Below are 25,596 nucleotides of genomic sequence, written 5' to 3' on the forward strand. Positions count from 1 at the left end.
GGAGAGGGCGTGCCAGGTCAACGCAAAGGGTGAATCAGCGCGAAGCCACCTGTTTGGGCAGCTTGAAGACCCACATCGATCCCCCCTGGGACACCTGCTTGGTCAGCTCGGCCATGTCGCCGCCCCACAGCGGCACCGCGCCGCCGTAGCCCGACTGGATGCCGATGTACTGCTCGCCGTCCATCTCCCAGGTGACGGGGATGGAGACAATGCCCGAGCCGGTCTGGAACTTCCACAGCTCCTTGCCGGTTTTCTGGTCGAAGGCCTTGATGTAGCCGTCGGACGTGCCGGTGAACAGCAGGCCGCCGGCGGTGGTCAGCGTGCCGGCCCAGAGCGGGAACTGCTCCTTGTGCTCCCAGGCAATCTTGCCGCTCACCGGGTCGATGGCGCGCAGCACGCCCACGTGGTCGTTGAACAGCTTCTTGATGCGGAAGCCCTGGCCCAGGTAGGCCGCACCCGGCTTGTAGGTGATCTTCTCCGCCCAGTAGTCCATGGCCCAGTGGTTGCCCGGGATGTAGAACAGGCCGGAGTCCGGGCTGTAGCTCATCGGCATCCAGTTCGTGCCGCCCAGGAAAGGCGGCGAGACGAAGATGCTCTCACCCTTGTCCTGGCCGTCTTTGGGCTGCGGCGGGTACTGTGCGTCGACCACCTGGGGCATGCCGGTTTTCAGGTCGAAGCCCTTGGTCCAGGTGATGCCGTCCACGAAAGGCCAGGCGTTGATGATGGCGTTCTGCTTCCAGGGGTGGCCGCCGCCGGCCTTGGCGAGTTTTTCGCGGTCGGTCACGAAGAAGTAGCCGTTGCGGTCGGCGTGGGCCGAGGCCTTGACCACCTTGCCAGTCTTGGGGTCCTTGTAGTCGAACAGCAGCACCGAGTTGTTGCCCGAGAAGTCCCAGGCGTCGTTGGGTGTGTGCGAGAAGAAGCCTTTGAGCTCGCCGGTGGTCGGGTCCACGTAGGCCTGGCCCGAGGTGTACAGGCTGGGCCAGTTGATCGGCTTGTCGCCAGGGGCGGTGCGCTTCCAGGTGTTCCACGGCGCGGGGTTGCCGGTGCCCACGACGATGGTGTTGGTCTCGACGTCGAAGGACGCCGTCTGCCAGGGAGCGCCGCCGCCGTGGCTCCAGGCCTCGACCTTGCCGGTGGGCGAGTTCGGGTCGTTGGGCCACGTTGGGGCCTTGGGGTCGCCGGTCGGGGTGCTGGGCTGGCCGTTGAGGCGACCCACGTGGCCCTCGACAAAGGGCCGGGCCCAGAGCTCCTTGCCGGTGTCCACGTCGCGGGCGTAGAGGAAACCGACGACGCCGAACTCGTCGCCCGAGGAACCGTGCACCAGCATCACCTTGCCGGTCTTCTGGTCCTTCACGATGAAGGGTGCGCCTGTCATGGTGTAGCCCACGGCGTGGTCGGCAAACTTCTCTTTCCACACCACCTTGCCGGTGGCCCGGTCCAGCGCCACGATGGACGCGTCCAGCGTTCCGAAGAACACCTTGTCGCCGTAGATGGCCGGGCCGCGGTTGACCACGTCGCAGCAGGGGCGGATGTCTTCGGGCAGGCGGTGTTCGTAGCTCCACAGGCGCTTGCCGGTGCGCGCCTCAATGGCGACGAAGCGCGAGTACGACGCGGTGGCGTAGATCACGCCGTCGTGCACCAGCACCTGGCCTTCCTGGCCGCGCTGTTTCTCTCCGCCGAACGAGTAGCTCCACACCGGCAGCAGCCCGGCGACGTTCTGGGTGTTGATGGTCTTGGCCGGGCTGTAGCGCTGGGCGGTCAGGCCCAGGCCGTAACTCAGCACATCGCCGGTGGTCTTGTGGTCGTTCGCGATGTCTTCCCAGGTCACCGGCTTGGCGGCATGGGCGGTCGCGGTCAGCAGGGTGGCCAGTGCGAGCGCAATGTGGCTCGGCCGCGGGGTGAACGCAGGGCGTGCGGTCATGGTGGGTCTCCTCGGTGTGGGTGGTGGCTGCCGGGTCGCAGCGGAACTGCAGAGCGCCGCCAGTATCGGCAGCGCCCGGATCACCGTCGCGGGAGCGCCGCCCCCTCAACCCGGGAAAAATGCCCGACAGGCCCGGGAAAGCCGGACAGGGTGGCATGTGGATTGCGAAGCACGGGTTCCCTGTCGCCTGGAGCAACCCATGGACCTCAGACACCGATTGCTGGCTTGCCTGTCGGCGGGCTTCGCGGCCCTGCTGGTGGCGGGCGCGCTGCTGGTGGCGACGAGCCTGCGGGACGACGTGCAGGACGAGCTGGAAGGCACGGCGCGGCTGGTGGCGCTGGTCCTGCAGGCGGCCCAGGCCTCTCCCCAGGGCAGCGAGGCCGCGCACCGCGCGGTGGACAGCCTGCTGGCCCGCGGCGGGCTGCGCCATGTCCGCGTGGAGTGGGTGCGTTCAGCCGCGGAGCAGCCACTGCTCCATTCCGCAACAACCCGGGACGAGGACGCCGGCTGGGCGGAGCGACTGGCCGGCCTGCAGGATTGGGATTTACCCGAATACCGGCTCGCGGTGGGACCGAACGAACAACTGCTGATCCGCATGGACCCGCGCAGCGAGGTCGACGAGGTGCTGGAGGATGCGGCGGCGATGCTGGCGGTGTTCCTGCTGTTTGCGGGTGTGTCCCTGGCGGCCGCCTGGTGGGCCGCCGATCGGGCCTTGCGCCCGGTGCGCGAACTGGAGGAGGGCCTGGCGCGCATCGGTCGCGGAGAGCTGGACCGGCCGATGCCCCCCATGGCCTTGCGCGAGTACCAGCGGGTGGCCCATGCCATCAATCGACTGGAGCAGACCCTGGCGCAGGCGCACGAGAGCGAGCGCCGTCTGGGACAGCGGTTGATGGCGATGCAGGAGAGCGAACGGGAGGAACTCGCGCGCGAGCTGCACGACGAGTTCGGCCAGGGCCTTGCGGCCATGGGCGCGGCGGCCGCCTTTGTCGAACGGCACGCCGACTCCGCGCGTCCCGACACCCTGGTCGAATGCGCGCGGGACATCCGCACCGCATCGACCCGCATGACCCTGCAGGTGCGAAGCCGGCTGCGACAGCTGCGGCCGCACGGCCTGGAGGCCATGAACCTTCGCGAGGCCATCACTGAGCTGGTGTATGGCAGTCGCCTGCGGGCCGAGGGCGTTGCCATCGAGACCCAGGTGCCGGACGTGCTGCCCAGGTTGTCGGCGGAGGCGGGTCTGGCGCTGTACCGGACGGTCCAGGAGGCGTTGACCAACGTGTTGCGCCACGCCCATGCCGCGCGCGTGCGCCTGGTCATTGCCCTGGGTGCGCAGGGTTTGCAGATGACGCTGGACGACGATGGTGCGGGGCGTGCGAACGACGTGTTGCGGGCAGCCCGGGCCGGCGTGATGGGCATGCGCGAGCGGGCCGCCATGGCGGGCGGTCGCTTCGAATTGGGCACCGCCCCGCTGGGGGGGCTGCGCGTGATGCTGTGGCTGCCGCTGGCAACCCAGGGACAAGGAGACTTCGATGGTGAATGTGCTTTTGCTGGATGACCATGCCGTGGTGCGCACCGGCTACCGCCGGCTGATCGACGCGGAGCCGGACCTGCGCGTGGTGGCCGAGGCCAGCACGGCGGATGAGGCCTATGCCCACCTCCAGCTGGGCGGCATCGACGTGGCGGTGGTGGACCTGAGCCTGCGGGGTGCCAGCGGCGTCGAGGCGATCCGGCGCCTGGTCGCCCGGGACCCTCAGCTGCGTGTGATGGTCTTGTCCATGCACGACAGCCCCGGGTACGTGACGCAGGCCATGCGCGCCGGTGCGCTGGGCTACCTGAGCAAGAGCAGCGAGCCGGGTGACATGCTCGACGGCATCCGGGCGGTGGCGCGCGGCCGACGGGTGCTGGCGCCCGATGTCGCCCGGTCGCTGGCCGACGCCTCGCTGGACGGTGACGGCCTGCTCAACCGGTTGACGCCGCGGGAGTTCGAGGTGTTGCGGCTGGCCGCCACCGGCGAAGCCACGCACCGGATCGCCAGCCAGATGCACCTGAGCCCGAAGACGGTGCTGAACCACCTGTCCATGGTGCGGCAGAAGCTGGGCGCCGACAGCGACTTCAAGCTGCTGCGCCTGGCGGTTCGCCACGGACTGGTGGACCTGACCGGTGAAGCCGCTTGCTGAGGTCGGAACCCTCAACGCGCCACGAACACCGACAGATCCGTCTGCACCGTGTCGAGCGCAAAACGCCGCCCGGCCAGGTGGTCCTCGATGCAGCGCAGCACCAGCGGGCTGCGATGGCGATCGGCGCTGGCGCGCACCTCGTCGGGCGTCATCCACAGGGTGCGCACGATGCCGGTGTCGAGCGAGCGGTGCGCATCGAACTCGCCCAGCTCGCCGCAGTAGGCGAAGCGCAGGTAGGTGATGTCCTCGCCCGTGCGCTCGCGCTGGAAGCGCGAGAGGTAGATGCCCACCAGCGCGGTCGGGCGGAAGGCAAAGGCGGTTTCTTCCAGTGCCTCGCGCGCCACGCCCTGTTCGGGGCTCTCACCCGGGTCCAGGTGCCCGGCCGGGTTGTTCAGGCGCAGGCCCTCGGGCGTCTCTTCCTCCACCAGCAGGTAGCGGCCCTCGCGCTCGATGATCGCGGCCACGGTGGCACTGGGTTTCCATCGGGTGTTCATGGCGCCATTATCCCGACCGACCGTTCGGGTGTTCCTTTGAACGGGACATCCTGCCGCATCATGAAATTCGGCAGGGATGCGATGGGTCTGGGGGCATCCGGTGCTTGGTACAAACCCTTGTGCGACAAGGGCTTGCGGCTGGTGAAGGCCTGAAGGGCGTCGGTTAAGCTGGCGCGCTGCCAACGGCGCTCCCGGGCGGGCGCTCGCGCCGACCAGGGACGGCGTCCGTTAGGCGCGAGAGACAACACGGGGCGGAGGGCCCCGGCGCACATGATTGGAAAAAGACGAATGTCCAGAAGGATGTGGAAGGCGGCGGTCTGCGGCTGGATGCTCTGGGGAGCGGTGACCAGCCACGCGGCCGAGTTCTCGGTCGGGCGGGTGGACATCCGGTTCGCTGACGAGGGCTGGAAGGAAGTGCCCCTGCCGGATGCGGCGCAAGCCTACGGGGGCGACCGGTCGGGCGCGCTGGCGGTCCAGGAGAAGCTGTTTGTCCGGGATGGAGGCGCCAGCGAAACGCCGGTGCTGATCCTGGTGAGCGCCAATTCGGAGGGGCTGGGCGGTGGCCGGGGCGGCCACATGACGTACTCGGTCGAGTGCAAGTCCGATGAACACAACTACCGCGAAGGCAACGAGGGCTTCAGGGCCAGCTTCGCCCAGTGCCTGACGGTGACGCCCCTGTACGACGGCCCCGGCGTGATCAAGGCCCTGGCACCCCAGCTGGAAGGGGCTCTCAAGACCGACGGCGCCGAGATGCCGCCGTTCTACACCGTGTGGAGCCGGCACGCGATCTCCACGGGTTCGTTCGTGGATGTGCGCGTCTTCACGGTGTTTCCGATCAGCGCCGAAGGCGCCGCTGCTGCAGACGCACTGCCCAAGGACGTGCCACCTGCCCATGTGGTGTGGGGACGCCAGCTCAAGGACGCGGTCAAGAGCAGTGTGTATTCGCTCTCTGGCCGTCTGGACATGCCGCCCATCCGGCTGGTCGCGCCGCCGCAGCCTGCCGCGGCCGGCGGCGGCTGACCGCACGCCCTGCACTGTTTTTTGAACTTCCAGCAATGAGGACCTGCCCATGACTTCTGGCGCCCCGACCGACACCGCCGCTGCCACCCCGCAGCGCATCGGCATCCCCCGTGAAATCTTCCCTGGTGAAAAGCGCGTGGCCACCGTGCCCGACGTGGTCACCAAGCTCGCCAAGCTGGGCTTCGGCGTGGTGGTGGAGACCGGTGCCGGTGAGCTCGCCGACCTCTCCGACGATGCCTACCGCGAGGCCGGTGCCAGCATCGCCGGCTCGACCGCCGAGCTCTGGAGCAGCGCCGACATCGTCTTCAAGGTGCGCCCGCCCACCGCCGACGAGGTGGCGCTGATGCACGCGGGCCAGACCCTGATCGGCTTCGTCTGGCCGGCCCAGAATCCCGACCTGATGCAGCAGCTGGCGGCGAAGAAGGTGACGGTACTGGCCATCGACTGCCTGCCGCGCACGCTCAGCCGCGCGCAGAAGATGGACGCGCTGACCTCGATGGCCGGTGTCAGCGGCTACCGCGCCGTGGTCGAGGCGGCCAACGCCTTCGGCCGCTTCTTCAATGGCCAGATCACCGCCGCGGGCAAGGTGCCGCCGGCCAAGGTGTTCATCGCCGGCGCCGGTGTGGCGGGTCTCGCCGCCATCGGCGCGGCCGCCAGCCTGGGCGCCATCGTGCGCGCCAACGACACGCGCGCCGAGGTCGCCGACCAGGTGGTCTCGCTCGGTGGCGAGTTCGTCAAGGTGGACTACGAGGAGGAGGGCTCGGGCGGCGGCGGTTATGCCAAGGTCATGAGCGAAGGCTTCCAGGCCGCGCAGCGCGAGATGTACGCGAAGCAGGCGCGCGAGGTGGACATCATCATCACCACCGCGCTGATCCCGGGCAAGCCGGCGCCCAAGCTCATCACCGCCGAGATGGTGCGCAGCATGAAGCCCGGCAGCGTGATCGTCGACATGGCGGCCGAGCAGGGCGGCAACTGCGAACTCACCGAACCCGGCAAGGCGGTCGTGAAGCACGGCGTGACCATCGTCGGCTACACCGACCTGGCCTCGCGCATGGCGCGCCAGTCGTCCACGCTGTATGGCACCAACCTGTTCCGTCTGACGGAAGAGCTGTGCAAGACCAAGGACGGCGTGATCAACGTCAACATGCAGGACGACGCCATTCGCGGCCTGACCGTCATCAAGGACGGCGAGGTCACCTGGCCCGCACCACCCATCGCGGCTGCACCCAAGCCGCCGGCCAAACCCGCTGTGGCCGCGCCCAAGGCGCCGGCCCACGGCCACGGCCCGGGCGAGCCCATGTCGGCCAAGACCCTGGCCATCGTGTTCGGTGTCGGCGCGCTGCTGTTCGCGCTGGTCGGCCTCTATGCGCCAGCCTCCTTCCTGTCGCACTTCACCGTGTTCGTGCTGGCCTGCTTCGTGGGCTACATGGTGGTGTGGAACGTCACGCCCAGTCTGCACACGCCGCTGATGAGCGTGACCAACGCGATCAGCTCGATCATCGCCATCGGCGCGCTGATCCAGGTCGCGCCGCCGCTGGACGCGGCCGGGGCCGCCGACCGGCCCAACGCCCTGATCCTGGGCTGCGCGGTGGTCGCGCTGGTGCTGACCGCCATCAACATGTTCGGCGGCTTCGCCGTCACGCGCCGCATGCTGGCGATGTTCCGCAAGTAAGAAGAAGAGGACGACACCCATGACCTCCAGTCTGGCCACCATGGCCTACATCGGCGCCACCATCCTGTTCATCCTCAGCCTGGGCGGCCTCTCCAACCCCGAAACCGCCCGCCGCGGCAACCTGTTCGGCATGGTCGGCATGGCCATCGCCGTGCTGGCCACCGTGCTCGGCCCGCGCGTCACCGCGGCCGGCATCCCCTACATCGTCGGCGCGCTGGTCGTTGGCGGCGCCATCGGCCTCTTCGCTGCCAAGAAAGTGCAGATGACGCAGATGCCCGAACTGGTCGCGCTCATGCACAGCCTGGTGGGCCTGGCGGCCTGTCTGGTGGGTTTCGCGAGCTACGTGGACACCTCCACCGTGTTCGCCACGCCGGCCGAAAAAGCCATCCACGAGATGGAGATCTACATCGGCATCCTGATTGGCGCGGTCACCTTCTCGGGCTCGCTCATCGCGTTTGGCAAGCTGTCTGGCCGAATCGGCGGCAAGCCGCTGCTGCTGCCCGCCCGCCACTTCCTGAACCTGGCCGGTCTGCTGGTCGTGATCTGGTTCGGTCGCGCCTTCCTCAATGCACACGACATCCAGTCCGGCATGACGCCGCTGATCGTGATGACCGTGATCGCGCTGCTGTTCGGCATCCACATGGTGATGGCCATCGGCGGTGCCGACATGCCCGTGGTGGTGTCCATGCTCAACAGCTACTCGGGCTGGGCGGCCGCAGCCACCGGCTTCATGCTCAGCAACGACCTGCTGATCGTGGTCGGCGCGCTGGTGGGCTCCTCGGGTGCGATCCTGAGCTACATCATGTGCCGTGCGATGAACCGCAACTTCATCAGCGTGATCGCCGGCGGCTTCGGCGGCGGCGCGCCCGCACCCAAGGCCGCCGTGGGCGCCGCGGCCGAGCCGCAGGGCGAGGTGACGCCGGTCAGCGCCACGGAAACCGCCGAGATGCTGCGCGAAGCCAAGAACGTGATCATCGTGCCCGGTTACGGCATGGCCGTGGCGCAGGCCCAGCACACGGTGTTCGAGATCACCAGACTGCTGCGCGAGAAGGGCGTGAACGTGCGCTTCGGCATCCACCCGGTGGCCGGCCGCATGCCGGGTCACATGAACGTGCTGCTGGCCGAGGCCAAGGTACCTTACGACATCGTGCTGGAAATGGATGAGATCAACGAGGACTTCCCGGACACCGACGTGACCATGGTGATCGGCGCCAACGACATCGTGAACCCGGCCGCGCAGGACGACCCCACCAGCCCGATCGCCGGCATGCCGGTGCTCGAAGTCTGGAAGGCGCGCACCAGCATCGTCATGAAGCGCTCCATGGCCAGCGGCTACGCCGGCGTGGACAACCCGCTCTTCTACAAGGACAACAACCGCATGCTGTTCGGCGACGCCAAGAAGATGCTCGACGAGGTGCTGGCGGCGCTGCGGGGCTGATCCCGGTCGCCCTGCCAAGGCCCGGCGAGTCCGGGCCTTGTTCTTTTTGTGGGCGGCCTGGCAGACGTTCACTTTTTGTAGCGGGAAAGGTTCAAGGATTGCCGCCCGTGGGCGATGCGTCAGAATCGCGTCAGGGAAAACACGCGCTCGGGGTTCCGGGCCTGAACGGGAAAATGCATGCTGAACGACAACATCGACCCTGGAGACCCTCTCATGACTGAACCGACGCAGGCGTCCGCCGCCCGCCCCTGGCTGGGTGCGTATCCGGACGGTGTGCCGGCCGACATCGACGTCGAGCAATACCCCTCGCTGGTGCACCTGCTGGAAGAGAGCTTCCAGAAGCACGCCGCCAGCACCGCCTACAGTTTCATGGGCAAGGACGTGGGCTATGCGCAGGTCGACAGCCTGTCCCAGGCGTTCGCGGCCTATCTGCAGGGCCTCGGGCTGGTCAAGGGCGATCGCGTCGCGATCATGATGCCCAACGTGCCGCAGTACCCGGTGGCGGTGGCCGGCATCCTGCGCGCCGGCTTCGTGGTGGTCAACGTCAACCCGCTCTACACCGCGCGCGAGCTGGAGCACCAGCTCAAGGACTCGGGCGCCAAGGCCATCGTCATCATCGAGAACTTCGCCGCGACGCTGGAGCAGTGCATCGCTGCGACGCCGGTCAAGCACGTGGTGCTGGCCGCCATGGGCGACCAGCTGGGCCTGATCAAGGGCGGCATCGTCAACTACGTGGTGCGCAACGTGAAGAAGATGGTGCCGGCCTTCGACCTGCCGCAGGCGGTGCGCTTCAACGAGGCCATTGCACGCGGCACGCGCGGCACGCTCAAGCGGCCGGACATCCGGCCCGACGATGTGGCGGTGCTGCAGTACACCGGCGGCACCACCGGTGTCTCCAAGGGCGCGGTGCTGCTGCACCGCAACGTGCTGGCCAACGTCTTGCAGTCCGAGGCCTGGAACGCGCCGGTCATGAGCAAGGTGCCGGCCGGCGAGCAGACCACCAGCGTCTGCGCCCTGCCGCTGTACCACATCTTCGCTTTCACGGTGAACATGATGCTGGGCATGCGCACCGGCGGCAAAGTGATCCTGATCCCCAACCCGCGCGACCTGCCGGCAGTGCTCAAGGAGCTGAGCAAGCACACCTTCCACAGCTTCCCGGCGGTCAACACGCTGTTCAACGGCCTGGCCAACCACCCCGACTTCCACACCGTCAACTGGCGCAACCTCAAGGTGTCCGTGGGCGGCGGCATGGCGGTGCAGGGCGCGGTCGCCAAGCTGTGGCTGGAGAAGACCGGCTGCCCGATCTGCGAGGGCTACGGCCTGTCCGAGACCAGCCCGTCGGCCACCTGCAACCCGGTGACCAACACCGAGTTCACCGGAACCATCGGCGTGCCCCTGCCGAACACGTGGCTCAAGTGCCTGGACGACGAGGGCAACGAAGTGCCGCAGGGCCAGCCGGGCGAGATCGCGATCAAGGGACCGCAGGTCATGGCGGGTTACTGGCAACGGCCCGACGAAACCGCCAAGGTCATGACCGCCGACGGCTTCTTCAAGACCGGCGACGTGGGCATCATGGACGCGCGCGGCTACTTCAAGATCGTGGACCGCAAGAAGGACATGGTGCTGGTCAGCGGCTTCAACGTCTATCCCAACGAGGTCGAGGACGTGGTGGCCCAGCTGCCGGGCGTGATGGAGTGCGCAGTGGTCGGCGTGCCCGACGAGAAGTCGGGCGAGGCGGTCAAGCTGGTGATCGTCAAGAAAGACCCGGCGCTGACCGAAGCCCAGGTGCGCGAGTTCTGCAAGGCCAACCTCACCGGCTACAAGCAGCCCAAGGTGGTCGAGTTCCGTGAGGAGATGCCCAAGACGCCGGTGGGCAAGATTCTCCGGCGCGAACTCAGAGACAAGAAGTGACGCAGCGCCTGCGACACAATGACAGGGCGGCTTCGGCCGCCTTTGTCATTTCCGGAGCCGTTGCATGACCCGAACCGCCATCGTCGCCGCGCTGCACGACGAACTCGCCAGCGTGCTGGCGCTGATGCCCGACGAGCAGAAAGAGGTGGTGGGCGGGCGCGAGTTCTGGGTCGGTCATCTGCACGGGCAGGACGTGGTGGCGGTGCTGTCGGGCATCGGCAAGGTGTCGGCCGCCACGACCGCGACCCTGCTGATCGACCGCTTCAAGGTGCAGCGCATCGTGTTCACCGGCGTGGCCGGCGGACTGGGCCCGGGCGTGAAGGTGGGAGACGTGGTGCTGGCGCGCTCGTTCCTGCAGCACGACATGGACGCCTCGCCGCTGTTTCCCCGCCACGAGGTGCCGCTGTACGGCCGTGCCCGCTTCGAGGCCGACGCGGCCCTGGCCGACGCGCTGGAGCTGGCCTGCGAGCGCATGCTGCACAGCCTGCCGCAGCAGCTCGGCACCTCGACGGTGGACGCCTTCGGCCTGCAGGCGCCGCGCCTGCACCAGGGCCTGCTGATCAGCGGCGACCGCTTCGTCGCCACCACCGCCGAGAGCGTTGCGCTGCAGCGCGAGCTGCCGGACGCCCTGGCGGTGGAGATGGAGGGCGCGGCCTTCGCCCAGGTCTGCCACGACTTCGGCGTGCCGCTGGCGGTGGTGCGCACCATCTCCGACCGCGCCGACGACGCGGCGCACGTGGACTTCCCGCGCTTCCTGCGCGAGGTGGCCAGCCGCTACAGCGGCGCGCTGATCGACACCCTGCTGCGGACATGAACACCCCGCCTCTCCTGATCGCCGGCTCCGGCAAGCTGGCGCGCGAACTGCTCGCGGGCCTGGCGCCCGACGCCCGGCCCTGGCGCGACCGGACGGATGCGGTGCGGGCCGTGGTGCACGCCGGCTCCGGGCGCGAGCTGCCGGAGATCCTGCGCTTCTGCCGCGAACGCGCGCTGCCGCTGATCGAGCTGTCCACCGGCACCGGCATTGCGGACCTGGCCGATGGCGTGCCGGTGGTGGTCTGCGCCAACGCCAACCTGCTGATGCTCAAGTTCATGGCCATGCTCGCGCGTTGCGGGCCGTGGTTCCGCGGTGAGCCCATGCGCCTGACCGAGTCGCACCAGGCCGGCAAGACCTCGGTGCCGGGCACGGCGGTGGCCCTGGCGGCGTCGCTGGGCCTGTCGCCCGAGGCCATCGTCTCGGTGCGCGATCCGGCGCAACAGTCGGGCGGGCTGGGCATCCCGGCCGCCGACCTGGGGCGCCACGCCTTCCACCGCATCGAGATCGGCGAGGGCGACTGCCGGCTGCGCCTGGAGACCCTGGTGACGGGCGGCGCGCCCTATGCCGAGGGTGTGCGGCGCATCGTTGGCGCGGCGCTGGCCCATCCGCTGGAGCCGCGCTGCCACGACGTGGTCGAGTTCATCGACAAGGGCTGGCTCTGACCGGCCCCGGCCTCACGGCCCTGCATCACTTGAGCCAGCCGCGCTTGCGGAAGTACAGCATCGGCACCACGGCCGACAGCACCATCAGCCCCAGCGCAAACGGGTAGCCCCACTTCTGGCTCAGCTCTGGCATGTACTGGAAGTTCATGCCGTACAGGCTGGCGATCAGCGTCGGTGGCAGCAGCGCGACGCTGGCCACCGAGAAGATCTTGATGATCTTGTTCTGGTTGATGTTGATGAAACCGACCGTCGCGTCCATCAGGAAGTTGATCTTGTCGAACAGGAACGCGGTGTGGCCGTCCAGCGAGTCAAGGTCGCGCAGGATCTGGCGCGCGTCCTCGAACTGTTCAGCGTTGAGCATGCGACTGCGCATCAGGAAGCTCACCGCGCGGCGCGTGTCCATCACGTTGCGGCGGATGCGGCCGCTCATGTCCTCGTGGCGCGCGATGGCGGCCAGCACCTCGCCGGCCTTGTTGTCTGTCACGTCGCCTGCGAGCACCTGGCGGCTGACCGTCTCAAGGTCGTCGTAGATGTCTTCCAGCGTGTCGGCGCAGTACTCGGCGTCGGCGTCGAACAGCATCAGCAGCACGTCCTTGGCGTCCTCGATCAGGCCGGGCATGCGGCGCGCGCGCATGCGCAGCAGGCGGAACACCGGCACGTCCTCGTCGTGGATGGAGAACAGCACGCCCTGGCTCTTGAGCTCGGCGTTGTGCTGGTTGAGGATGAAGGCCACGCGGATGGCGCGCGGGTTCTCTTCGTCATCGATCAGGAAGTCCGAGCGGATGTGCAGTTCGCCGTTGTCTTCCTCGAAGAAGCGGGCCGACTCCTCGATGTCGTCGTCCATCGCGTCTTCGGGGATGGACAGGCCGAAGTGCTGCTTGACCCAGCGCCGCTCTTCGGGCGTGGGGTTCTCCAGGTCGACCCAGATGGGCTTGAATCGGGTCAGCGCTTCGAGCGACTCGATTTCTTCCTGGAACAGGCGGCCATTGGCCAGGGTGAAGACGTTGAGCATGGGGGCTCCCGGGCGGGTGGTCTGGCGAAACCGGGCGCGGGGGCGCGCCGGTGGGCGGTTCGGGCGGCGCTTTCAGCCGGCCGGCCGCCTGCGCATCAGACGGTCGCGGGGAGGGCTGAAAGCACACAACTGGGAGGTGTGCTTTCCATGAGGCTCTTTCGGGAACGGGAAGACCGGATTATGGCATCGCCACACCGGGCGAAGAGGCGGCGAGAGGCGCGAAAAAGGCCTTGATTTCGGCCTGGCGGCGCCAGGCATCGTGTTCGCCCAGCTCCATCAGCGCGTTGACGAAGGGTGGCTCGAACATCAGGTAGCTGGCCAGCGAGGCCGCGCTGCCGGCCGCACCGCGCCCGGTGTCCAGCGCGCCCAGGCCGATCAGCGTGTTGCGGGTGGCCGCGGGCAGGCTGGCGATGTGTTTGTGGGTCAGCTCGTCCAGGGAGAAGCTGGGCTGCAGGGCCAGCACCCGCACCGGGTGGTAGGGCAGGGCGGTGGCCAGTCCCTGGGGCAGCTGCGCAATGGTCTGGCTCACGCGCTGGGCCTGCTCGACATCGGCCTGCAACGTGTCGTGGAACACGCTGGCCATGGCGTGGCCGGCGATGGTGCCGGCGGTGGGCTCGTCGGCCACGCGGACCGCCAGTCCCGAGCGCTGGGGCTGGCCGGCGCCGATGGCCAGGATGCGCCGTGCGCCGAAATGGATGGCGGGCGACAGCGGCGAGAGCTGGCGCATCGAGCCATCCCCGAAATGCTCCCGGTGGCCGTCGACCCACAGCGGCACGGCCGGAAACAGGAAGGGGATCGCGCTGGAGGCCATCAGGTGCTCCACTGTGACGGGCTGGAAGTCGGCGCGCCGGCCCGGCCGGTGCCAGGGCGGCACCGGGTGCTTCGGCCGGGTCTGGCAGAAGGTCCAGTGTTCGCCGGTGGAATAGCTGGAAGCGGTCACGCCGAGGGCCTCCAGGTGGCCATCGGCCAGCCCGAGTTCCAGGCTGCGCAGATCGATGGCCCGGTGCAGGGTGTCCACCAGTGGCAGTGTGTCGAGCAGGGCGCGGTGACGGCGCACCTGGCGCGCCAGCGTCAGTCCGGCGACGACGCGGTTGGCCCGCACCCAGGTCGGCGCGTCCAGCCGGTAGACGCGTTCTGACCGCAGGGCGCTCCAGAACGCGGCCAGGTCATGAAAGGCCTGCAGATCCAGCGCGGCACGGCTGGCCAGAAAGGTGGCGTTGAGCGCGCCGGCCGAGGTGCCGAAAAGCCAGCGGAAGGGAAACCCGTGGTCGGTCACCGTTCCGTCGTTGCGCCAGTGGCCGTGCATCACGGCGATGGCCTTGAGCACACCCGCCTGGTAGGCGGTGCGCGCACCGCCACCCATCAGGACCAGCGCACAGGCGCCGTCGTCCGCCGGTGCAGGAGCGGGGCTCAGCAGGTTGTAGGAGATCAGCGTATCGAGGGACACAGAAGAGGGCCTGCGCTTACAGTGGCGGGCTGTTCCGAAAATCATGACACAACATTCCCTCGCTCCCGGCCGCGAGCGCTGGCTGCTGCTGACCATCGCCGGCATCCAGTTCACGCACATCCTCGATTTCATGATCATGATGCCGCTGGGGCCGCAGTTCACGCAGCTGTTCGGCATCAGCGATGCGCAGTTCGGTTTGCTGGTGTCGGCCTACACATTCTCGGCCGGGTTCTCCGGCCTTGCGGCAGCGACCTATGTCGACCGTTTCGACCGCAAGCGGCTGCTGCTGGTGCTGTACGGGCTGTTCGCGCTGGCCACCCTGGCCTGTGGCCTGGCGCCCGGCTATGGCTTCCTGATGGCGGCGCGCGTCGCCGCCGGGTTGTTCGGTGGCGTGCTGTCGGCGCTGTCGCAGACCATCGTGGCCGACGTGGTGCCGTTCGAGCGGCGCGGGCGCGCCATGGGCATCGTGATGTCCTCGTTCTCGTTCTCCACGGTGGCCGGTTTGCCGATCGGCCTGTTCCTGGCCTCTTACTGGGGCTGGCAACTGCCGTTCCTGGCCATTGCCGGTCTCAGCGGTGTGCTGGCGGTCGCGGCGGCGCTCACGCTGCCTCCACTGCGCGGCCATCTGCACGCCCACGGCAAGCCGTCGGCCTTGCGCGCCATCGGCCGCGTGCTGGCCAATCGCAACCATCTGCGGGCGTTCGGCTTTTCCGCGCTGCTGGTGTTCGCAGGGTTCTGCGTGATTCCGTTCATCACCATCTACCTGCAGTCCAACGCCGGCGTTCTGCCGGAGCAGGTGCCCTACATCTACCTGGTCGGCGGTGTCACCACCCTGGTCACCGCCCGCTGGATCGGTCGCCTGACCGACCGCCGGGGCAAGGTGGCCGTGTTCAGCGCGCTGGCCGCCATCGTCACCGCGCCGATCCTGACGATGACGTTGCTGCCGCCCTGGCCCTTGCCGGTGATCCTGGTGGCCACCACGGCCTTGTTCGTGTTTCTCAGCGGGCGAATGATCCCCGGCATGGCCCTCACCGGAGCCGCCGATCCGTCCCTGCGTGGCACCTTCATGGCGCTCAACGGGGCGGTGCAGTCGGCTTCGATGGGGTTCGCCTCGTTCCTGTCCGGCCTGGTCATCGGTCGCGATGCCGCAGGACAGGTGCAGAACTACTGGGTGGCGGGGGTGATTGGCGTCGGTGCCAGTCTGGCGTCCATCTCTCTGGCGCGCCGCCTGGTCATCCATTCGGCCGCACCCGCCGGACGGGCATGAATGCCAAGGTTTTCTTTGATGTCCTTTGTTGCGCTGCGGGCTTGCGCCCCGGCGCAATCGTGGGCATAGTGGGTTCAAGACATCCCCGAGGCCGCAGGGGGGTCCGCCCCACCGGCGGCTTGTGTCAACCCGGAGCATTAGGAGGCTCTTGTATGAACCTGACGATCAGCGGTCACCACCTCGAAGTCACCCCCGCCCTGCGCGGTTACGTCACTTCCAAACTGGAACGCATCTCCCGACACTTCGACCAGGTGGTCGACATCAAGGTGCTGCTGACGGTGGACAACCTCAAGGAGAAAGACCAACGGCAGAAGGCCGAATGCAACATCCATGTCAAGGGGAAAGACCTGTTTGCCGAATCGGCTCACGCCGATCTGTACGCCGCTGTCGATGAACTGGCCGACAAGTTGGACCGTCAGGTGCTGCGCTACAAGGACAAGGCGCAAGATCACCACCACGATTCGGCCAAACGGCTGATGTGAGTCCCCGCTGCGGCCGGCCGCCTTGGCGCCGCGCGTGCTGCAATGCAACAAGCCGCTTGGAAAGTCAAGCGGCTTTTTTGTACCTGCTGTCTAGGCAAGCATCCTCAACTCGGCATAATTTGCGCTCCGAAGAGGCCCCAATGAACCGTCTATCCGTGATCCTGCCTGCCACCCAAGTGCTCGTTGGTGTGGACGCCACCAGCAAGAAGCGTGCTTTTGAAGAGGCGGGCCTTCTGTTTGAAACCCTGCATGGTCTCAACCGTGCGCTGATCACCGACAGCCTGTTCGCCCGGGAGCGCCTGGGCTCCACCGGGCTGGGTCATGGCGTGGCCATTCCCCATGGTCGCATCAAGGGCCTCAAGCAGCCGCTGGCCGCCGTGTTCCAGCTGGGCAACCCGATCGGCTTCGACGCGCCCGACGAACAGCCGGTGCAGCTGATGATCTTCCTGCTGGTGCCGGAAGCCGCCACGCAGAAGCATCTGGAAATCCTCTCCGAGATCGCCGAACTGCTCAGCGACAGCCCGCTGCGCGAGCAGATGAAGAACTCGACCGACGCGGCCGCCCTGCACGCGCTCATCACCGGTTGGCAGTCGGCCCACGCGGCCGCATAAGACTTGCCTGCCCCCACGCTCCACCGCTGCGCGGGTCGCTGCCCCCCGAGGGGGCTGGTCTTGCCTTAGGGTGGCCTGGTGGCAGGCCCTTCCAACGTCGTTTCATGAAGCCCACCGTTGTCAGTGCCGACGTTCTTTTCGAAGACCACCGCGATGCGCTGAAATGGCAATGGGTCGCCGGGCTCGGAGCGTCCGAGCGCCGGTTTGACGAGGTTGCGGTGCGCGAAGCCCGCTCGGGCGCCGACCTGGTTGGCTACCTCAACTACATCCATCCGTACCGTGTCCAGGTGTTCGGTGAGAGGGAGATGGCCTACCTCACCAGCCCCAGCGACGACGACAACCGGCGCCGCATCGCGCGCATCGTGACCCTGGAGCCGCCGGTGCTGATCGTGGCCGACGGCCAGGCGGTGCCTGATCCGCTGATGGCGATGGCCGAACGTGCACAGATCCCGATGTTCGCGACGCCCGAGCCGGCCGCGTTCGTGATCGACGTGTTGCGGGCCTACCTCTCCCGGCACTTCGCCGACCGGTCGTCCATGCACGGCGTGTTCATGGACATCCTGGGCATGGGCGTCATGATCACCGGCGAGTCGGGCCTGGGCAAGAGCGAACTGGGGCTGGAACTCATCTCCCGCGGTCACGGCCTGGTGGCCGACGACGCGGTGGATCTCTACCGCATCAACCAGACCAGCGTGGAGGGCCGCTGCCCCGAGTTGCTGCAAAACCTGCTGGAGGTGCGCGGCATCGGCCTGCTGGACATCAAGGCCATCTTTGGCGAGACCGCGGTGCGCCGCAAGATGAGGCTGCAGCTCATCGTGCACCTGGTTCGAAAAGAAACCATGGAGCGGGACTACGACCGGATGCCGCACGAGCCCCTGTACCAGGATGTGCTGGGCGTACCGGTGAGAAAGGCCGTGATCCAGGTGGTGGCCGGCCGCAACATCGCCGTGTTGGTGGAGGCCGCGGTGCGCAACACCATCCTGCAGTTCCGCGGCATCGACACCTACCAGGAATTCGTCTCACGGCACCGCGCGGCCATGATGCGCAGCGAGTGAATCAGGGACCGCGACGGGTCAGCGGTGATCCGCCGGTGTGGCGCGGTGCGGGCAATCCGCCTTGCTGCACGTGGCGTACAGCGAGAGGGCGTGTTCCTGGAGCACAAACCCCCGGGTTTTGGCAATCATCTGCTGGCGCTTTTCGATTTCCGGATCGAAGAACTCCTCGACCCGACCACAGTCCAGGCACACCAGGTGGTCGTGGTGCTGGCCCTCGTTGAGTTCGTAGACGGCCTTGCCCGACTCAAAGTTGCTGCGCGAGAGCAGGCCGGCCTGCTCGAACTGCATCAGCACGCGGTAGACCGTGGCGAGGCCAATGTCGGAGTGCTCTTCGAGCAGGATGCGGTAGACGTCCTCCGCCGTCATGTGGCGGCGCTTGGCGTTTTGAAAGACTTCGAGAATCTTCAGCCGCGGCAGGGTGGCCTTCAGGCCCGTGCTCTTGAGTTCTTCGATGTTGGACATGGCGGCAGAAGCGGGTGGCAATTGGATGGCCGCCGGATCCTGTCTGGACCCCGGGGCTACAATGGCCGGATCATATCGTCAGCGCGCGGCGGTGGTGCCAATGACCCGGGGATCCCCGCGGTCGAGCGCTTTATCTGAGAGTCGCACATGCGCCTGTCTATCCTGAATCCCCTGATGCAGCCGCAGGCCCGTATCCGCAGTGGCGCATGGCCACGCTCCGCACTGGTGCTGGCTGCCTGCATGGCCCTCGGGGCCTGTTCCAGCGTGGGTGAGAAGATGCCTTCCGCCTCCAGCGTGGCGGGTTTCGTGACGCCCTACAAGGTGGACGTTCTTCAGGGCAATGTGGTGACCCGCGAGCAGGCCCAGGCGCTGCAGCCGGGCATGGCGCGCGACCAGGTGCGTGGCGTGCTGGGCTCGCCGCTGCTGGCCAGTGTCTTTCATGCCGACCGCTGGGACTATGTGTTCACCCTCAAGCGCCAGGGACAGCCGCCGCAGCAGCGCCGGTTGACCGTGTTCTTCAAGGGCGACGTCATGGACCGCATCGAGGCGGACGAACTCCCCAGCGAAACCGAGTTCGTGTCGTCCCTGGATTCCCGCCGCAAGACCGAGAAGGTGCCGCCACTGGAGGCCACCGAAGAGCAGCTCAAGGCCTTCCAGGCGCGCAATGCAGGGTCTGCGCCCGCCCCGGCGCCGGCGACCCCAGCCGCGCCCTCCACTTCTTACCCACCGCTGGAAACCTCAGGGGCACCACGATGAGCCTGGCGACCGACTCCCTGCACCGGGTGTGCATCGCCGGTGCCAGTGGCCGCATGGGCCAGATGCTGGTCGACGCGGTGCGTGGCAGCGGTGACTGCACGCTGACCGGCGCGCTGGATGTGGCGACGAGCACCGCCATCGGCCTCGATGCAGGCGCGTTCTCCGGCAGGTCCACAGGGGTAGCGATCACTGCCGACCTCGCCGCCGGACTGGCGGGCAGCCAGGTGCTGATCGACTTCACCCGCCCCGAGGGCACGATGGCGCACCTCAAGGCCTGTGTGGCCCACAAGGTCAACCTGGTGATCGGGACCACGGGTTTCAGCGATGAGCAGAAGGCCGAGATCGCGGAGGCCACGAAGTCGATCGCCATCGTGATGGCGCCCAACATGAGCGTGGGTGTGAACGTCACGCTCAAGCTCCTGGAGATGGCGGCCAAGGCCCTGTCGACCGGGTACGACATCGAGATCATCGAGGCACACCACCGCCACAAGGTCGATGCCCCCAGCGGCACAGCCCTGAAGATGGGCGAGGTGATCGCCGACGCCCTCGGCCGCAACCTCAAAGACTGCGCGGTGTACGGCCGTGAGGGCGTGACCGGCGAGCGGGATCCGTCGACGATCGGTTTTGCAACCGTGCGCGGCGGTGACATTGTGGGCGACCACACCGTGCTGTTCGCCGGCACCGGCGAGCGCATTGAAATCACCCACAAGTCCAGCAGCCGCGCCACCTATGCGCAGGGCAGCCTGCGCGCGGTGCGGTTCCTGGCCGGCCGGTCGGCTGGCCTGTACGACATGTTTGACGTGCTCGGCCTGCGCTGAGCCGGACGGGACGAGGGAGAACGATCCATGGGTGGCGTCTGGCAAACCATCTGGCAGGGCGATGCGGTCAGCCGCAGTGTGGCCCTGCTGCTGCTGGCCATGTCGGTCGCGAGCTGGGTCGTGATCCTCTGGAAGGGGTGGCTCCTGCGCCGGGCGGTGCGCGACGTTCAGACCTCGACCGCCGCCTTCTGGCAGGCCGGGTACCTCGACGAGGCGCAGCAGCGCCTCAAGACCTTCGATCCCCGCCGTCTGGTGCTGCCTCTGCTGGAGGCCGCCCGCACCATCGAACAGGCCGCCCCGCAGACGCTGGCCGCCGCCGGCGACCGCTCGCAGCAGCTCACGCGCGTGCTGCGCGATGCGCTGCACCGGGTGCTGCACCGCCTGCAGTTCGGGCAGGTGCTGCTGGCCACCGTGGGCTCCACGGCGCCTTTCGTGGGCCTGCTGGGCACGGTGTGGGGCATCTATCACGCGCTCACCGAGATCGGCATCGACGGCAAGTTCCGCATCGAACAGGTGTCTGGCCCCGTGGGCGAGGCTCTGGTCATGACAGCGGCCGGCCTGGCCGTCGCCATCCCGGCGGTGCTGGCCTACAACGTGCTGGGCCGTCAGATCGCCCGCATCGAGGCCGACCTCGAGGGCTTCGCGCGCGACCTGCGCGAGCTGCTGGTGCACCACCAGGAGCGTGCGCAGTGAGCTTCGGACGACTGGAAAAACCGGGCGGCAACCAGCCGATCAGCGACATCAACGTCACGCCGCTGGTGGACGTGATGCTGGTGCTGCTGGTGATCTTCATCATCACCGCGCCGCTGATGTCCAGCCGGCTGGAGCTGGAGCTTCCCAAGACCGAAGACAAGGCCGCCCAGGTCGAGGAGCCCGAGGCCTTCGTTTCGATCAGCGTCGATGCACAGGGTCAGGTCTACTGGGACGAGCAGCCGGTGGATGCGGCCGCGCTCCAGAAGCGCCTGGAAGAGATCGCCAGGCGCGACCCGGAAACCGAGCTGCAGCTGCGCGCCGACACCGCGGTGCCCTACGGGCGCATGGTGCAGCTGATCGGGATGGCGCAGTCCGTCGGCCTTTCACGCATCGGTTTTGTGGCCGATCCGGCTACGGGCGCACCCTCCGCGCCGGTGCCGGGTCGCTGAACCGCAAGCCCTAAAATCAGGGGTGACGCAGTCCGCTGCCCCTTCCGAACGCCGGCCCAGCCCGGCCCCAGCCCCATGCAAGACAAATACGCCCACCAGGACGTCGAGCGCGCAGCGCACGCCCACTGGACCGCCACCGACGCCTACCGCGTCACCGAAGACCAGAGCAAGAAGAAGTTCTACGCCTGCTCCATGCTGCCCTACCCCTCGGGCAAGCTGCACATGGGCCATGTGCGCAACTACACGATCAACGACATGTTGACGCGGTACCTGCGCATGAACGGCCACAACGTGCTCATGCCCATGGGCTGGGACGCCTTCGGCCTGCCGGCCGAGAACGCGGCGCTCAAGAACGGCGTGCCGCCGGCCAAGTGGACCTACGAAAACATCGCCTACATGAAGCAGCAGATGCAGGCGATGGGCTTGGCCATCGACTGGTCGCGCGAGGTCGCCACCTGTTCTCCGGACTACTACAAGTGGAACCAGTGGCTGTTCCTGAAGATGCTGGACAAAGGCATCGCCTACCGCAAGACCCAGGTCGTCAACTGGGACCCGGTGGACCAGACCGTGCTGGCCAACGAGCAGGTGATCGACGGCCGCGGCTGGCGCACCGGCGCGTTGGTCGAAAAGCGTGAGATTCCCGGGTATTACCTGAACATCACGTCCTATGCCGACGAACTGCTCAACCACGTGCAGCTGGGCAATGAGAAGGCTACGCTCAACGGCTGGCCCGACAAGGTCCGCCTGATGCAGGAGAACTGGATCGGCAAGAGCGAGGGTGTGCGCTTTGCCTTCACGCACGACATCCAGGGTACCGACGGCGCGCTGATCGGCGACGGCAAGATGTACGTGTTCACCACGCGCGCCGACACCATCATGGGTGTGACGTTCTGCGCGGTGGCCGCCGAGCACCCGCTGGCACACCACGCCGCCTCGGCGCAGCCCGCGCTGGCCGCCTTCATCAACGAGTGCAAGACCGGCGGCACGACCGAGGCCGAGCTGGCCACGCAGGAAAAGAAGGGCATGGCCACAGGCCTGTTCGTCACCCACCCGCTGACCGGCGCACAGATTGAGGTCTGGGTCGGCAACTACGTGCTCATGAGCTACGGCGACGGCGCTGTCATGGGTGTGCCGGCGCACGACGAGCGCGATTTCGCGTTCGCGCTCAAGTACCAGTTGCCGATCAAGCAGGTCGTGGCGGTCGAAGGCGAGACCTTCTCCACCGACGCCTGGGCCGAGTGGTATGGCGACAAACAGAAGTGCGTGTGCGTGAACTCCGGCGAACTCGACGGCCTGGGCCACAAGGCCGCGGTGGACAAGGTCGCCGAGCTGCTGGCCGCCAGGGGTCTGGGCGAGAAGAAGACCACGTTCCGCCTGCGCGACTGGGGCATCAGCCGCCAGCGCTACTGGGGCACGCCGATCCCGATCATCCACTGCGAGTCCTGCGGCCCGGTGCCGGTGCCCGAGAAGGACTTGCCGGTGCGCCTGCCCGAGGACCTGGTGCCGGACGGCAGCGGCAACCCGCTGAACAAGTGCGAGGCCTTCCTGAAGGTGGACTGCCCCTGCTGCGGCAAACCCGCGCGGCGCGAGACCGACACCATGGACACCTTCGTGGATTCGTCCTGGTACTTCATGCGCTATTGCGACCCGACCAATTCTGAAAAGATGGTCGCGGGCGGCGCCGACTACTGGATGCCGATGGACCAGTACATCGGTGGCATTGAGCACGCCATCCTGCATCTGCTGTACGCGCGTTTCTGGACCAAGGTCATGCGCGATCTGGGCCTGGTGAAGGTGGACGAGCCCTTCACCAAGCTGCTGACGCAGGGCATGGTGCTCAACCACATCTACTCGCGCCGCACCGAGAAGGGCGGCAAGGAGTATTTCTGGCCGCACGACGTGGAGCATGTGCTCGACGAAGGCGGCAAGATCGTCGGCGCGAAGCTGAAGAACGCGGTGGGTGACCTGCCGGTGGGCACGGCCATCGACTACGAGGGCGTGGGCACCATGTCCAAGTCCAAGAACAACGGCGTCGACCCGCAGGACCTGATCGAGAAGTACGGCGCCGACACCGCGCGCCTGTACACCATGTTCACCGCGCCGCCCGAGGCCACACTGGAGTGGAACGACGCGGCCGTGGAGGGCAGCTACCGCTTCCTGCGCCGCGTCTGGGGGTTCGGCCACAAGCTCAGCGCCATCGGTGGCCTGGGTGCGCTGGCGGCCGGCGTGTCGGGACAGAGCCTGTCCAAGGCGGCCAAGGCGCTGCGTCTGGAGATCCACACCGTGCTCAAGCAGGTGGACTATGACTACCAGCGCATGCAGTACAACACCGTGGTCTCGGGCGCGATGAAGATGCTCAACGCGCTGGAAGACTTCAAGGGCGATGGCGGCGAGGGCGACAACGCCGCGCTGGCAGAGGGCTTCGGCATCCTGCTGCGCGCGCTGTATCCCGCCACCCCGCACATCGCCCACACGCTCTGGAGCGGGCTGGGCTATGCCGCCGTGTCGGGCGACCTGCTGGATGCGCCCTGGCCCAAGGCCGATGAATCGGCCCTGCAGCGCGACGAGATCGAGCTGGTCCTCCAGGTCAACGGCAAGCTCCGTGGCAGCGTGATCGTGCCGGCCGGCGCCGACAAGGCCGCCATCGAGGCCGCTGCGCTGGCCAGCGAGGCGTTCCAGAAAGCCGCCAACGGCGCTGCGCCCAAGAAGGTCGTGGTGGTGCCCGGCCGTCTGGTGAACGTGGTGGTATAAAACTTCGATTCCCGTCGCATGTCCCCTTTCAACCGAGCGAGAACCCAAGCCATGGCCCCTGCTGTCCTGAAATCACCGGCCCGTCGGGCCGCCCTGCGGGGTCTGGCAGCGGCCGGTTCGGCAGGTCTTCTGGCCGGTCTGACGGGCTGCGGTTTTGCGCTGCGCCAGGCGCCCAAGTTCGCGTTCGAGTCGGTGCAGGTGGCGGGCTTTGAAAACACCTCGGTGTCCCGGTCGCTGCAGCAGGCGCTGGTGTCGTCGGGGCTGCGCGTGGTCAATTCGTCGGCTGGCGCCCGGGCGCCGGTGGATCCCGCGCAGGCCGCGGTGCCGCCGCAGGTGGTGCTCATCGTCACACTGGACCGCCATGAGCGCGTGGTGTCCGGCCAGACCGACACCGGCCAGGTGCGGGAACTGACCCTGCGCGCCCGGTTCCGTTTCCGGCTGGTGACCCCGGCGGGAAAGATCCTGATCGAAGACACCGAGCTGCTGCTGGAGCGCGACATCAGCTTCAGCGAAACGGCGGCCCTGGCCAAGGCCGCCGAAGAGAACCTGATGTTCCGCGACATGGACGGCGACATCGTGCAGCAGGTGCTGCGCCGGCTCGCCGCTGTGAAGACCCTCTGATCCCATGCAGCTTGCCGCCCCGCAGCTGGCCGGGCATCTGCAAAAGGGACTGCGCTCCCTCTACACGCTGCACGGTGATGAGCCGCTGCTGATCCAGGAGGCGGCGGATGCGATCCGTGCCACCGCGCGCGCCCAGGGCTACACCGAGCGCACCGTGCACACCGTGGCCGGTGCCCACTACGACTGGAGCGAGGTGCTGGCCAGCGGCGGTTCGATGAGCCTGTTTGCCGACCGGCAGCTGATCGAGATCCAGATCCCGTCGGGCAAACCGGGCAAGGACGGCTCGCAGGTGCTGCAGCAAGTGGCCGAGGCCGCGCGGGACAACGACTCGACCCTCACGCTGGTGCTGCTGCCGCGGCTGGACATGGCCACGCAGAAGGGCGCCTGGTTTGGCGCTCTGGACAGTTTTGGGGTCACCGTCCGGGTGGACCCGGTCGAGCGGCAGGCGCTGCCCGCCTGGATCGCCCAGCGCCTTCAGGCCCAGGGGCAGCGGGTGTCGGCCGGAGAAGCAGGGCAGCGCACGCTGCAGTTTTTTGCCGACCGGGTCGAGGGCAACCTGCTGGCGGCGCACCAGGAAATCCAGAAGCTGGGTCTGCTGTATCCGGCTGGCGAACTGAGCTTCGAGCAGATCGAGAACGCGGTGCTGAACGTGGCCCGCTACACGCCGTTCAAGCTGGCCGAGGCGGTGCTGGGCGGCCAGGTGCTGCGGGTGCAGCGCATGCTCGATGGCCTGCAGGCCGAGGGGGAGGCTGCGGTGCTGGTGCACTTCGCGCTGTCCGAGGACATCCGCACGCTGCACCGGGTGCGCGCCGCGATGGACGCCGGCCGGCCGCTGCCCATGGCACTGCGCGAGAACCGGGTCTGGGGTGTCAAGGAAAAGCTGATGGAGCGCGCGCTGCCGTTGATCCGGCCCGCACAGCTGGCGCAGTGGCTGCAGGACGCGCACACGGTGGACGGTATCGTCAAGGGGCTCAAGCAGCCCGACTGGCCGGCCGATCCGTGGGACGCCTTGCACCGCATGGCACTGAGGGTGGCCAATGCCTGTGCGCTGAAGTAGGCACTC

General features: G+C 67.6%; 24 protein-coding genes. 19 read left to right on the forward strand and 5 right to left on the reverse strand.

Translation table 11 applies throughout. The features are described from left to right. Window positions 1–34: 34 nt before the first annotated feature. Window positions 35–1,921 carry a methanol/ethanol family PQQ-dependent dehydrogenase gene (locus BC358_RS21240; RefSeq protein ID WP_066156890.1) on the reverse strand — a complete coding sequence of 629 codons (1,887 nt, stop codon included), beginning with the start codon at window positions 1,919–1,921 and terminating at the stop codon, window positions 35–37. Window positions 1,922–2,120: 199 nt separating this feature from the next. Here BC358_RS21240 and BC358_RS21245 point away from each other — a divergent pair, with 199 nt between their 5' ends. Both BC358_RS21245 and BC358_RS21250 read left to right on the forward strand, forming a co-directional pair. After that, window positions 2,121–3,476, forward strand: coding sequence for a histidine kinase (locus BC358_RS21245; RefSeq protein WP_066156888.1), 1,356 nt, complete (start codon window positions 2,121–2,123; stop codon window positions 3,474–3,476). Then, a complete protein-coding gene (locus BC358_RS21250) occupies window positions 3,451–4,098 on the forward strand; it encodes a response regulator transcription factor (RefSeq protein ID WP_066156883.1) in 648 nt (215 codons plus the stop codon). The genes BC358_RS21245 and BC358_RS21250 overlap by 26 nt, the downstream gene beginning before the upstream one ends. Before the next feature lie 11 nt (window positions 4,099–4,109). Here BC358_RS21250 and BC358_RS21255 read toward each other — a convergent pair whose 3' ends face one another. Further along, window positions 4,110–4,592: an NUDIX hydrolase gene (locus tag BC358_RS21255; protein WP_079367373.1), complete on the reverse strand. Its 483-nt coding sequence runs from the start codon at window positions 4,590–4,592 to the stop codon at window positions 4,110–4,112. Window positions 4,593–4,880: 288 nt separating this feature from the next. Here BC358_RS21255 and BC358_RS21260 point away from each other — a divergent pair, with 288 nt between their 5' ends. The 6 genes from BC358_RS21260 (at window position 4,881) to BC358_RS21285 (ending at window position 12,109) form a co-directional block, all read left to right on the forward strand. Next, window positions 4,881–5,612 (forward strand): hypothetical protein, encoded by a 732-nt coding sequence (locus BC358_RS21260; protein WP_143434396.1) that lies wholly within the window; start codon window positions 4,881–4,883, stop codon window positions 5,610–5,612. 49 nt (window positions 5,613–5,661) lie between these two features. Continuing rightward, the gene (locus tag BC358_RS21265) at window positions 5,662–7,284 is read left to right on the forward strand and encodes a Re/Si-specific NAD(P)(+) transhydrogenase subunit alpha (RefSeq protein ID WP_079367375.1); all 1,623 of its coding nucleotides are present in this window, start codon (window positions 5,662–5,664) and stop codon (window positions 7,282–7,284) included. 19 nt (window positions 7,285–7,303) lie between these two features. Further along, the gene (pntB, locus tag BC358_RS21270) at window positions 7,304–8,722 is read left to right on the forward strand and encodes a Re/Si-specific NAD(P)(+) transhydrogenase subunit beta (protein ID WP_079367376.1); all 1,419 of its coding nucleotides are present in this window, start codon (window positions 7,304–7,306) and stop codon (window positions 8,720–8,722) included. A gap of 213 nt (window positions 8,723–8,935) precedes the next feature. Beyond that, window positions 8,936–10,633, forward strand: coding sequence for a long-chain-fatty-acid--CoA ligase (locus BC358_RS21275; protein ID WP_079367377.1), 1,698 nt, complete (start codon window positions 8,936–8,938; stop codon window positions 10,631–10,633). A gap of 64 nt (window positions 10,634–10,697) precedes the next feature. After that, window positions 10,698–11,447, forward strand: a complete 750-nt coding sequence (locus BC358_RS21280) for a 5'-methylthioadenosine/adenosylhomocysteine nucleosidase (protein WP_079367378.1) — start codon at window positions 10,698–10,700, stop codon at window positions 11,445–11,447. After that, entirely contained in the window at window positions 11,444–12,109 is a 666-nt protein-coding gene (locus tag BC358_RS21285) for a dihydrodipicolinate reductase (RefSeq protein ID WP_079367379.1), read from the forward strand. The genes BC358_RS21280 and BC358_RS21285 overlap by 4 nt, the downstream gene beginning before the upstream one ends. 25 nt (window positions 12,110–12,134) lie before the next feature. Here the strand turns inward: BC358_RS21285 and corA are convergent, their stop codons facing one another. Further along, a complete protein-coding gene (gene corA / locus BC358_RS21290) occupies window positions 12,135–13,121 on the reverse strand; it encodes a magnesium/cobalt transporter CorA (protein ID WP_066156869.1) in 987 nt (328 codons plus the stop codon). 178 nt (window positions 13,122–13,299) lie between these two features. Next, window positions 13,300–14,568, reverse strand: coding sequence for a patatin-like phospholipase family protein (locus tag BC358_RS21295; RefSeq protein ID WP_079367380.1), 1,269 nt, complete (start codon window positions 14,566–14,568; stop codon window positions 13,300–13,302). 43 nt (window positions 14,569–14,611) lie between these two features. Here BC358_RS21295 and BC358_RS21300 point away from each other — a divergent pair, with 43 nt between their 5' ends. From BC358_RS21300 to hprK, 4 genes are all read left to right on the forward strand, one after another. Next, complete coding sequence (locus BC358_RS21300; RefSeq protein WP_079367381.1) at window positions 14,612–15,835, forward strand: MFS transporter; 1,224 nt, start codon at window positions 14,612–14,614, stop codon at window positions 15,833–15,835. Window positions 15,836–15,987: 152 nt separating this feature from the next. Further along, the gene (gene hpf, locus BC358_RS21305; protein ID WP_066156861.1) at window positions 15,988–16,317 is read left to right on the forward strand and encodes a ribosome hibernation-promoting factor, HPF/YfiA family; all 330 of its coding nucleotides are present in this window, start codon (window positions 15,988–15,990) and stop codon (window positions 16,315–16,317) included. A 140-nt stretch (window positions 16,318–16,457) separates the two neighbouring features. Continuing rightward, the gene (locus tag BC358_RS21310; RefSeq protein WP_066156858.1) at window positions 16,458–16,928 is read left to right on the forward strand and encodes a PTS sugar transporter subunit IIA; all 471 of its coding nucleotides are present in this window, start codon (window positions 16,458–16,460) and stop codon (window positions 16,926–16,928) included. A 104-nt stretch (window positions 16,929–17,032) separates the two neighbouring features. Next, window positions 17,033–17,983, forward strand: a complete 951-nt coding sequence (gene hprK, locus BC358_RS21315; RefSeq protein WP_066156855.1) for an HPr(Ser) kinase/phosphatase — start codon at window positions 17,033–17,035, stop codon at window positions 17,981–17,983. An 18-nt stretch (window positions 17,984–18,001) separates the two neighbouring features. Here the strand turns inward: hprK and fur are convergent, their stop codons facing one another. Beyond that, window positions 18,002–18,445: a ferric iron uptake transcriptional regulator gene (gene fur / locus BC358_RS21320; RefSeq protein ID WP_066156852.1), complete on the reverse strand. Its 444-nt coding sequence runs from the start codon at window positions 18,443–18,445 to the stop codon at window positions 18,002–18,004. A gap of 174 nt (window positions 18,446–18,619) precedes the next feature. Between fur and BC358_RS21325 the strand changes: the two genes are divergently transcribed. From BC358_RS21325 to holA, 7 genes are all read left to right on the forward strand, one after another. After that, on the forward strand, window positions 18,620–19,201 hold the full coding sequence (locus tag BC358_RS21325) for an outer membrane protein assembly factor BamE (protein ID WP_066157151.1): 582 nt from the start codon (window positions 18,620–18,622) through the stop codon (window positions 19,199–19,201). After that, window positions 19,198–20,019: a 4-hydroxy-tetrahydrodipicolinate reductase gene (gene dapB / locus BC358_RS21330; RefSeq protein ID WP_066156849.1), complete on the forward strand. Its 822-nt coding sequence runs from the start codon at window positions 19,198–19,200 to the stop codon at window positions 20,017–20,019. Before BC358_RS21325 ends, dapB begins: the two co-directional genes overlap by 4 nt. A gap of 27 nt (window positions 20,020–20,046) precedes the next feature. Beyond that, on the forward strand, window positions 20,047–20,712 hold the full coding sequence (locus BC358_RS21335) for a MotA/TolQ/ExbB proton channel family protein (RefSeq protein ID WP_079367382.1): 666 nt from the start codon (window positions 20,047–20,049) through the stop codon (window positions 20,710–20,712). Further along, window positions 20,709–21,161 carry a biopolymer transporter ExbD gene (locus BC358_RS21340; protein ID WP_066156844.1) on the forward strand — a complete coding sequence of 151 codons (453 nt, stop codon included), beginning with the start codon at window positions 20,709–20,711 and terminating at the stop codon, window positions 21,159–21,161. Before BC358_RS21335 ends, BC358_RS21340 begins: the two co-directional genes overlap by 4 nt. A 75-nt stretch (window positions 21,162–21,236) precedes the next feature. Beyond that, on the forward strand, window positions 21,237–23,912 hold the full coding sequence (leuS, locus tag BC358_RS21345) for a leucine--tRNA ligase (RefSeq protein ID WP_079367383.1): 2,676 nt from the start codon (window positions 21,237–21,239) through the stop codon (window positions 23,910–23,912). Between the two features lie 51 nt (window positions 23,913–23,963). Continuing rightward, entirely contained in the window at window positions 23,964–24,533 is a 570-nt protein-coding gene (gene lptE, locus BC358_RS21350; RefSeq protein WP_079367384.1) for an LPS assembly lipoprotein LptE, read from the forward strand. 4 nt (window positions 24,534–24,537) lie between these two features. After that, on the forward strand, window positions 24,538–25,590 hold the full coding sequence (gene holA, locus BC358_RS21355) for a DNA polymerase III subunit delta (RefSeq protein ID WP_079367385.1): 1,053 nt from the start codon (window positions 24,538–24,540) through the stop codon (window positions 25,588–25,590). The last annotated feature ends 6 nt before the right edge of the window (window positions 25,591–25,596 follow it).

The organism is Hydrogenophaga sp. H7 (genome assembly GCF_002025745.1).
Classification (GTDB): Bacteria; Pseudomonadota; Gammaproteobacteria; order Burkholderiales; family Burkholderiaceae_C; genus Hydrogenophaga; species Hydrogenophaga pseudoflava.

Excerpts from the sequence above, each read along its gene's own strand:
- corA (WP_066156869.1), bottom strand. The coding sequence starts at position 13,121 with ATGCTCAACGTCTTCACCCTGGCCAATGGCCGCCTGTTCCAGGAAGAA.
- BC358_RS21265 (WP_079367375.1), top strand. The coding sequence starts at position 5,662 with ATGACTTCTGGCGCCCCGACCGACACCGCCGCTGCCACCCCGCAGCGC.
- BC358_RS21255 (WP_079367373.1), bottom strand. The coding sequence starts at position 4,592 with ATGAACACCCGATGGAAACCCAGTGCCACCGTGGCCGCGATCATCGAG.
- BC358_RS21245 (WP_066156888.1), top strand. The coding sequence starts at position 2,121 with ATGGACCTCAGACACCGATTGCTGGCTTGCCTGTCGGCGGGCTTCGCG.
- BC358_RS21335 (WP_079367382.1), top strand. The coding sequence starts at position 20,047 with ATGGGTGGCGTCTGGCAAACCATCTGGCAGGGCGATGCGGTCAGCCGC.
- BC358_RS21310 (WP_066156858.1), top strand. The coding sequence starts at position 16,458 with ATGAACCGTCTATCCGTGATCCTGCCTGCCACCCAAGTGCTCGTTGGT.
- BC358_RS21250 (WP_066156883.1), top strand. The coding sequence starts at position 3,451 with ATGGTGAATGTGCTTTTGCTGGATGACCATGCCGTGGTGCGCACCGGC.
- BC358_RS21240 (WP_066156890.1), bottom strand. The coding sequence starts at position 1,921 with ATGACCGCACGCCCTGCGTTCACCCCGCGGCCGAGCCACATTGCGCTC.
- BC358_RS21300 (WP_079367381.1), top strand. The coding sequence starts at position 14,612 with ATGACACAACATTCCCTCGCTCCCGGCCGCGAGCGCTGGCTGCTGCTG.
- leuS (WP_079367383.1), top strand. The coding sequence starts at position 21,237 with ATGCAAGACAAATACGCCCACCAGGACGTCGAGCGCGCAGCGCACGCC.
- pntB (WP_079367376.1), top strand. The coding sequence starts at position 7,304 with ATGACCTCCAGTCTGGCCACCATGGCCTACATCGGCGCCACCATCCTG.
- BC358_RS21260 (WP_143434396.1), top strand. The coding sequence starts at position 4,881 with ATGTCCAGAAGGATGTGGAAGGCGGCGGTCTGCGGCTGGATGCTCTGG.
- hpf (WP_066156861.1), top strand. The coding sequence starts at position 15,988 with ATGAACCTGACGATCAGCGGTCACCACCTCGAAGTCACCCCCGCCCTG.
- BC358_RS21285 (WP_079367379.1), top strand. The coding sequence starts at position 11,444 with ATGAACACCCCGCCTCTCCTGATCGCCGGCTCCGGCAAGCTGGCGCGC.
- hprK (WP_066156855.1), top strand. The coding sequence starts at position 17,033 with ATGAAGCCCACCGTTGTCAGTGCCGACGTTCTTTTCGAAGACCACCGC.
- lptE (WP_079367384.1), top strand. The coding sequence starts at position 23,964 with ATGGCCCCTGCTGTCCTGAAATCACCGGCCCGTCGGGCCGCCCTGCGG.
- holA (WP_079367385.1), top strand. The coding sequence starts at position 24,538 with ATGCAGCTTGCCGCCCCGCAGCTGGCCGGGCATCTGCAAAAGGGACTG.
- fur (WP_066156852.1), bottom strand. The coding sequence starts at position 18,445 with ATGTCCAACATCGAAGAACTCAAGAGCACGGGCCTGAAGGCCACCCTG.
- BC358_RS21325 (WP_066157151.1), top strand. The coding sequence starts at position 18,620 with ATGCAGCCGCAGGCCCGTATCCGCAGTGGCGCATGGCCACGCTCCGCA.
- dapB (WP_066156849.1), top strand. The coding sequence starts at position 19,198 with ATGAGCCTGGCGACCGACTCCCTGCACCGGGTGTGCATCGCCGGTGCC.
- BC358_RS21280 (WP_079367378.1), top strand. The coding sequence starts at position 10,698 with ATGACCCGAACCGCCATCGTCGCCGCGCTGCACGACGAACTCGCCAGC.
- BC358_RS21275 (WP_079367377.1), top strand. The coding sequence starts at position 8,936 with ATGACTGAACCGACGCAGGCGTCCGCCGCCCGCCCCTGGCTGGGTGCG.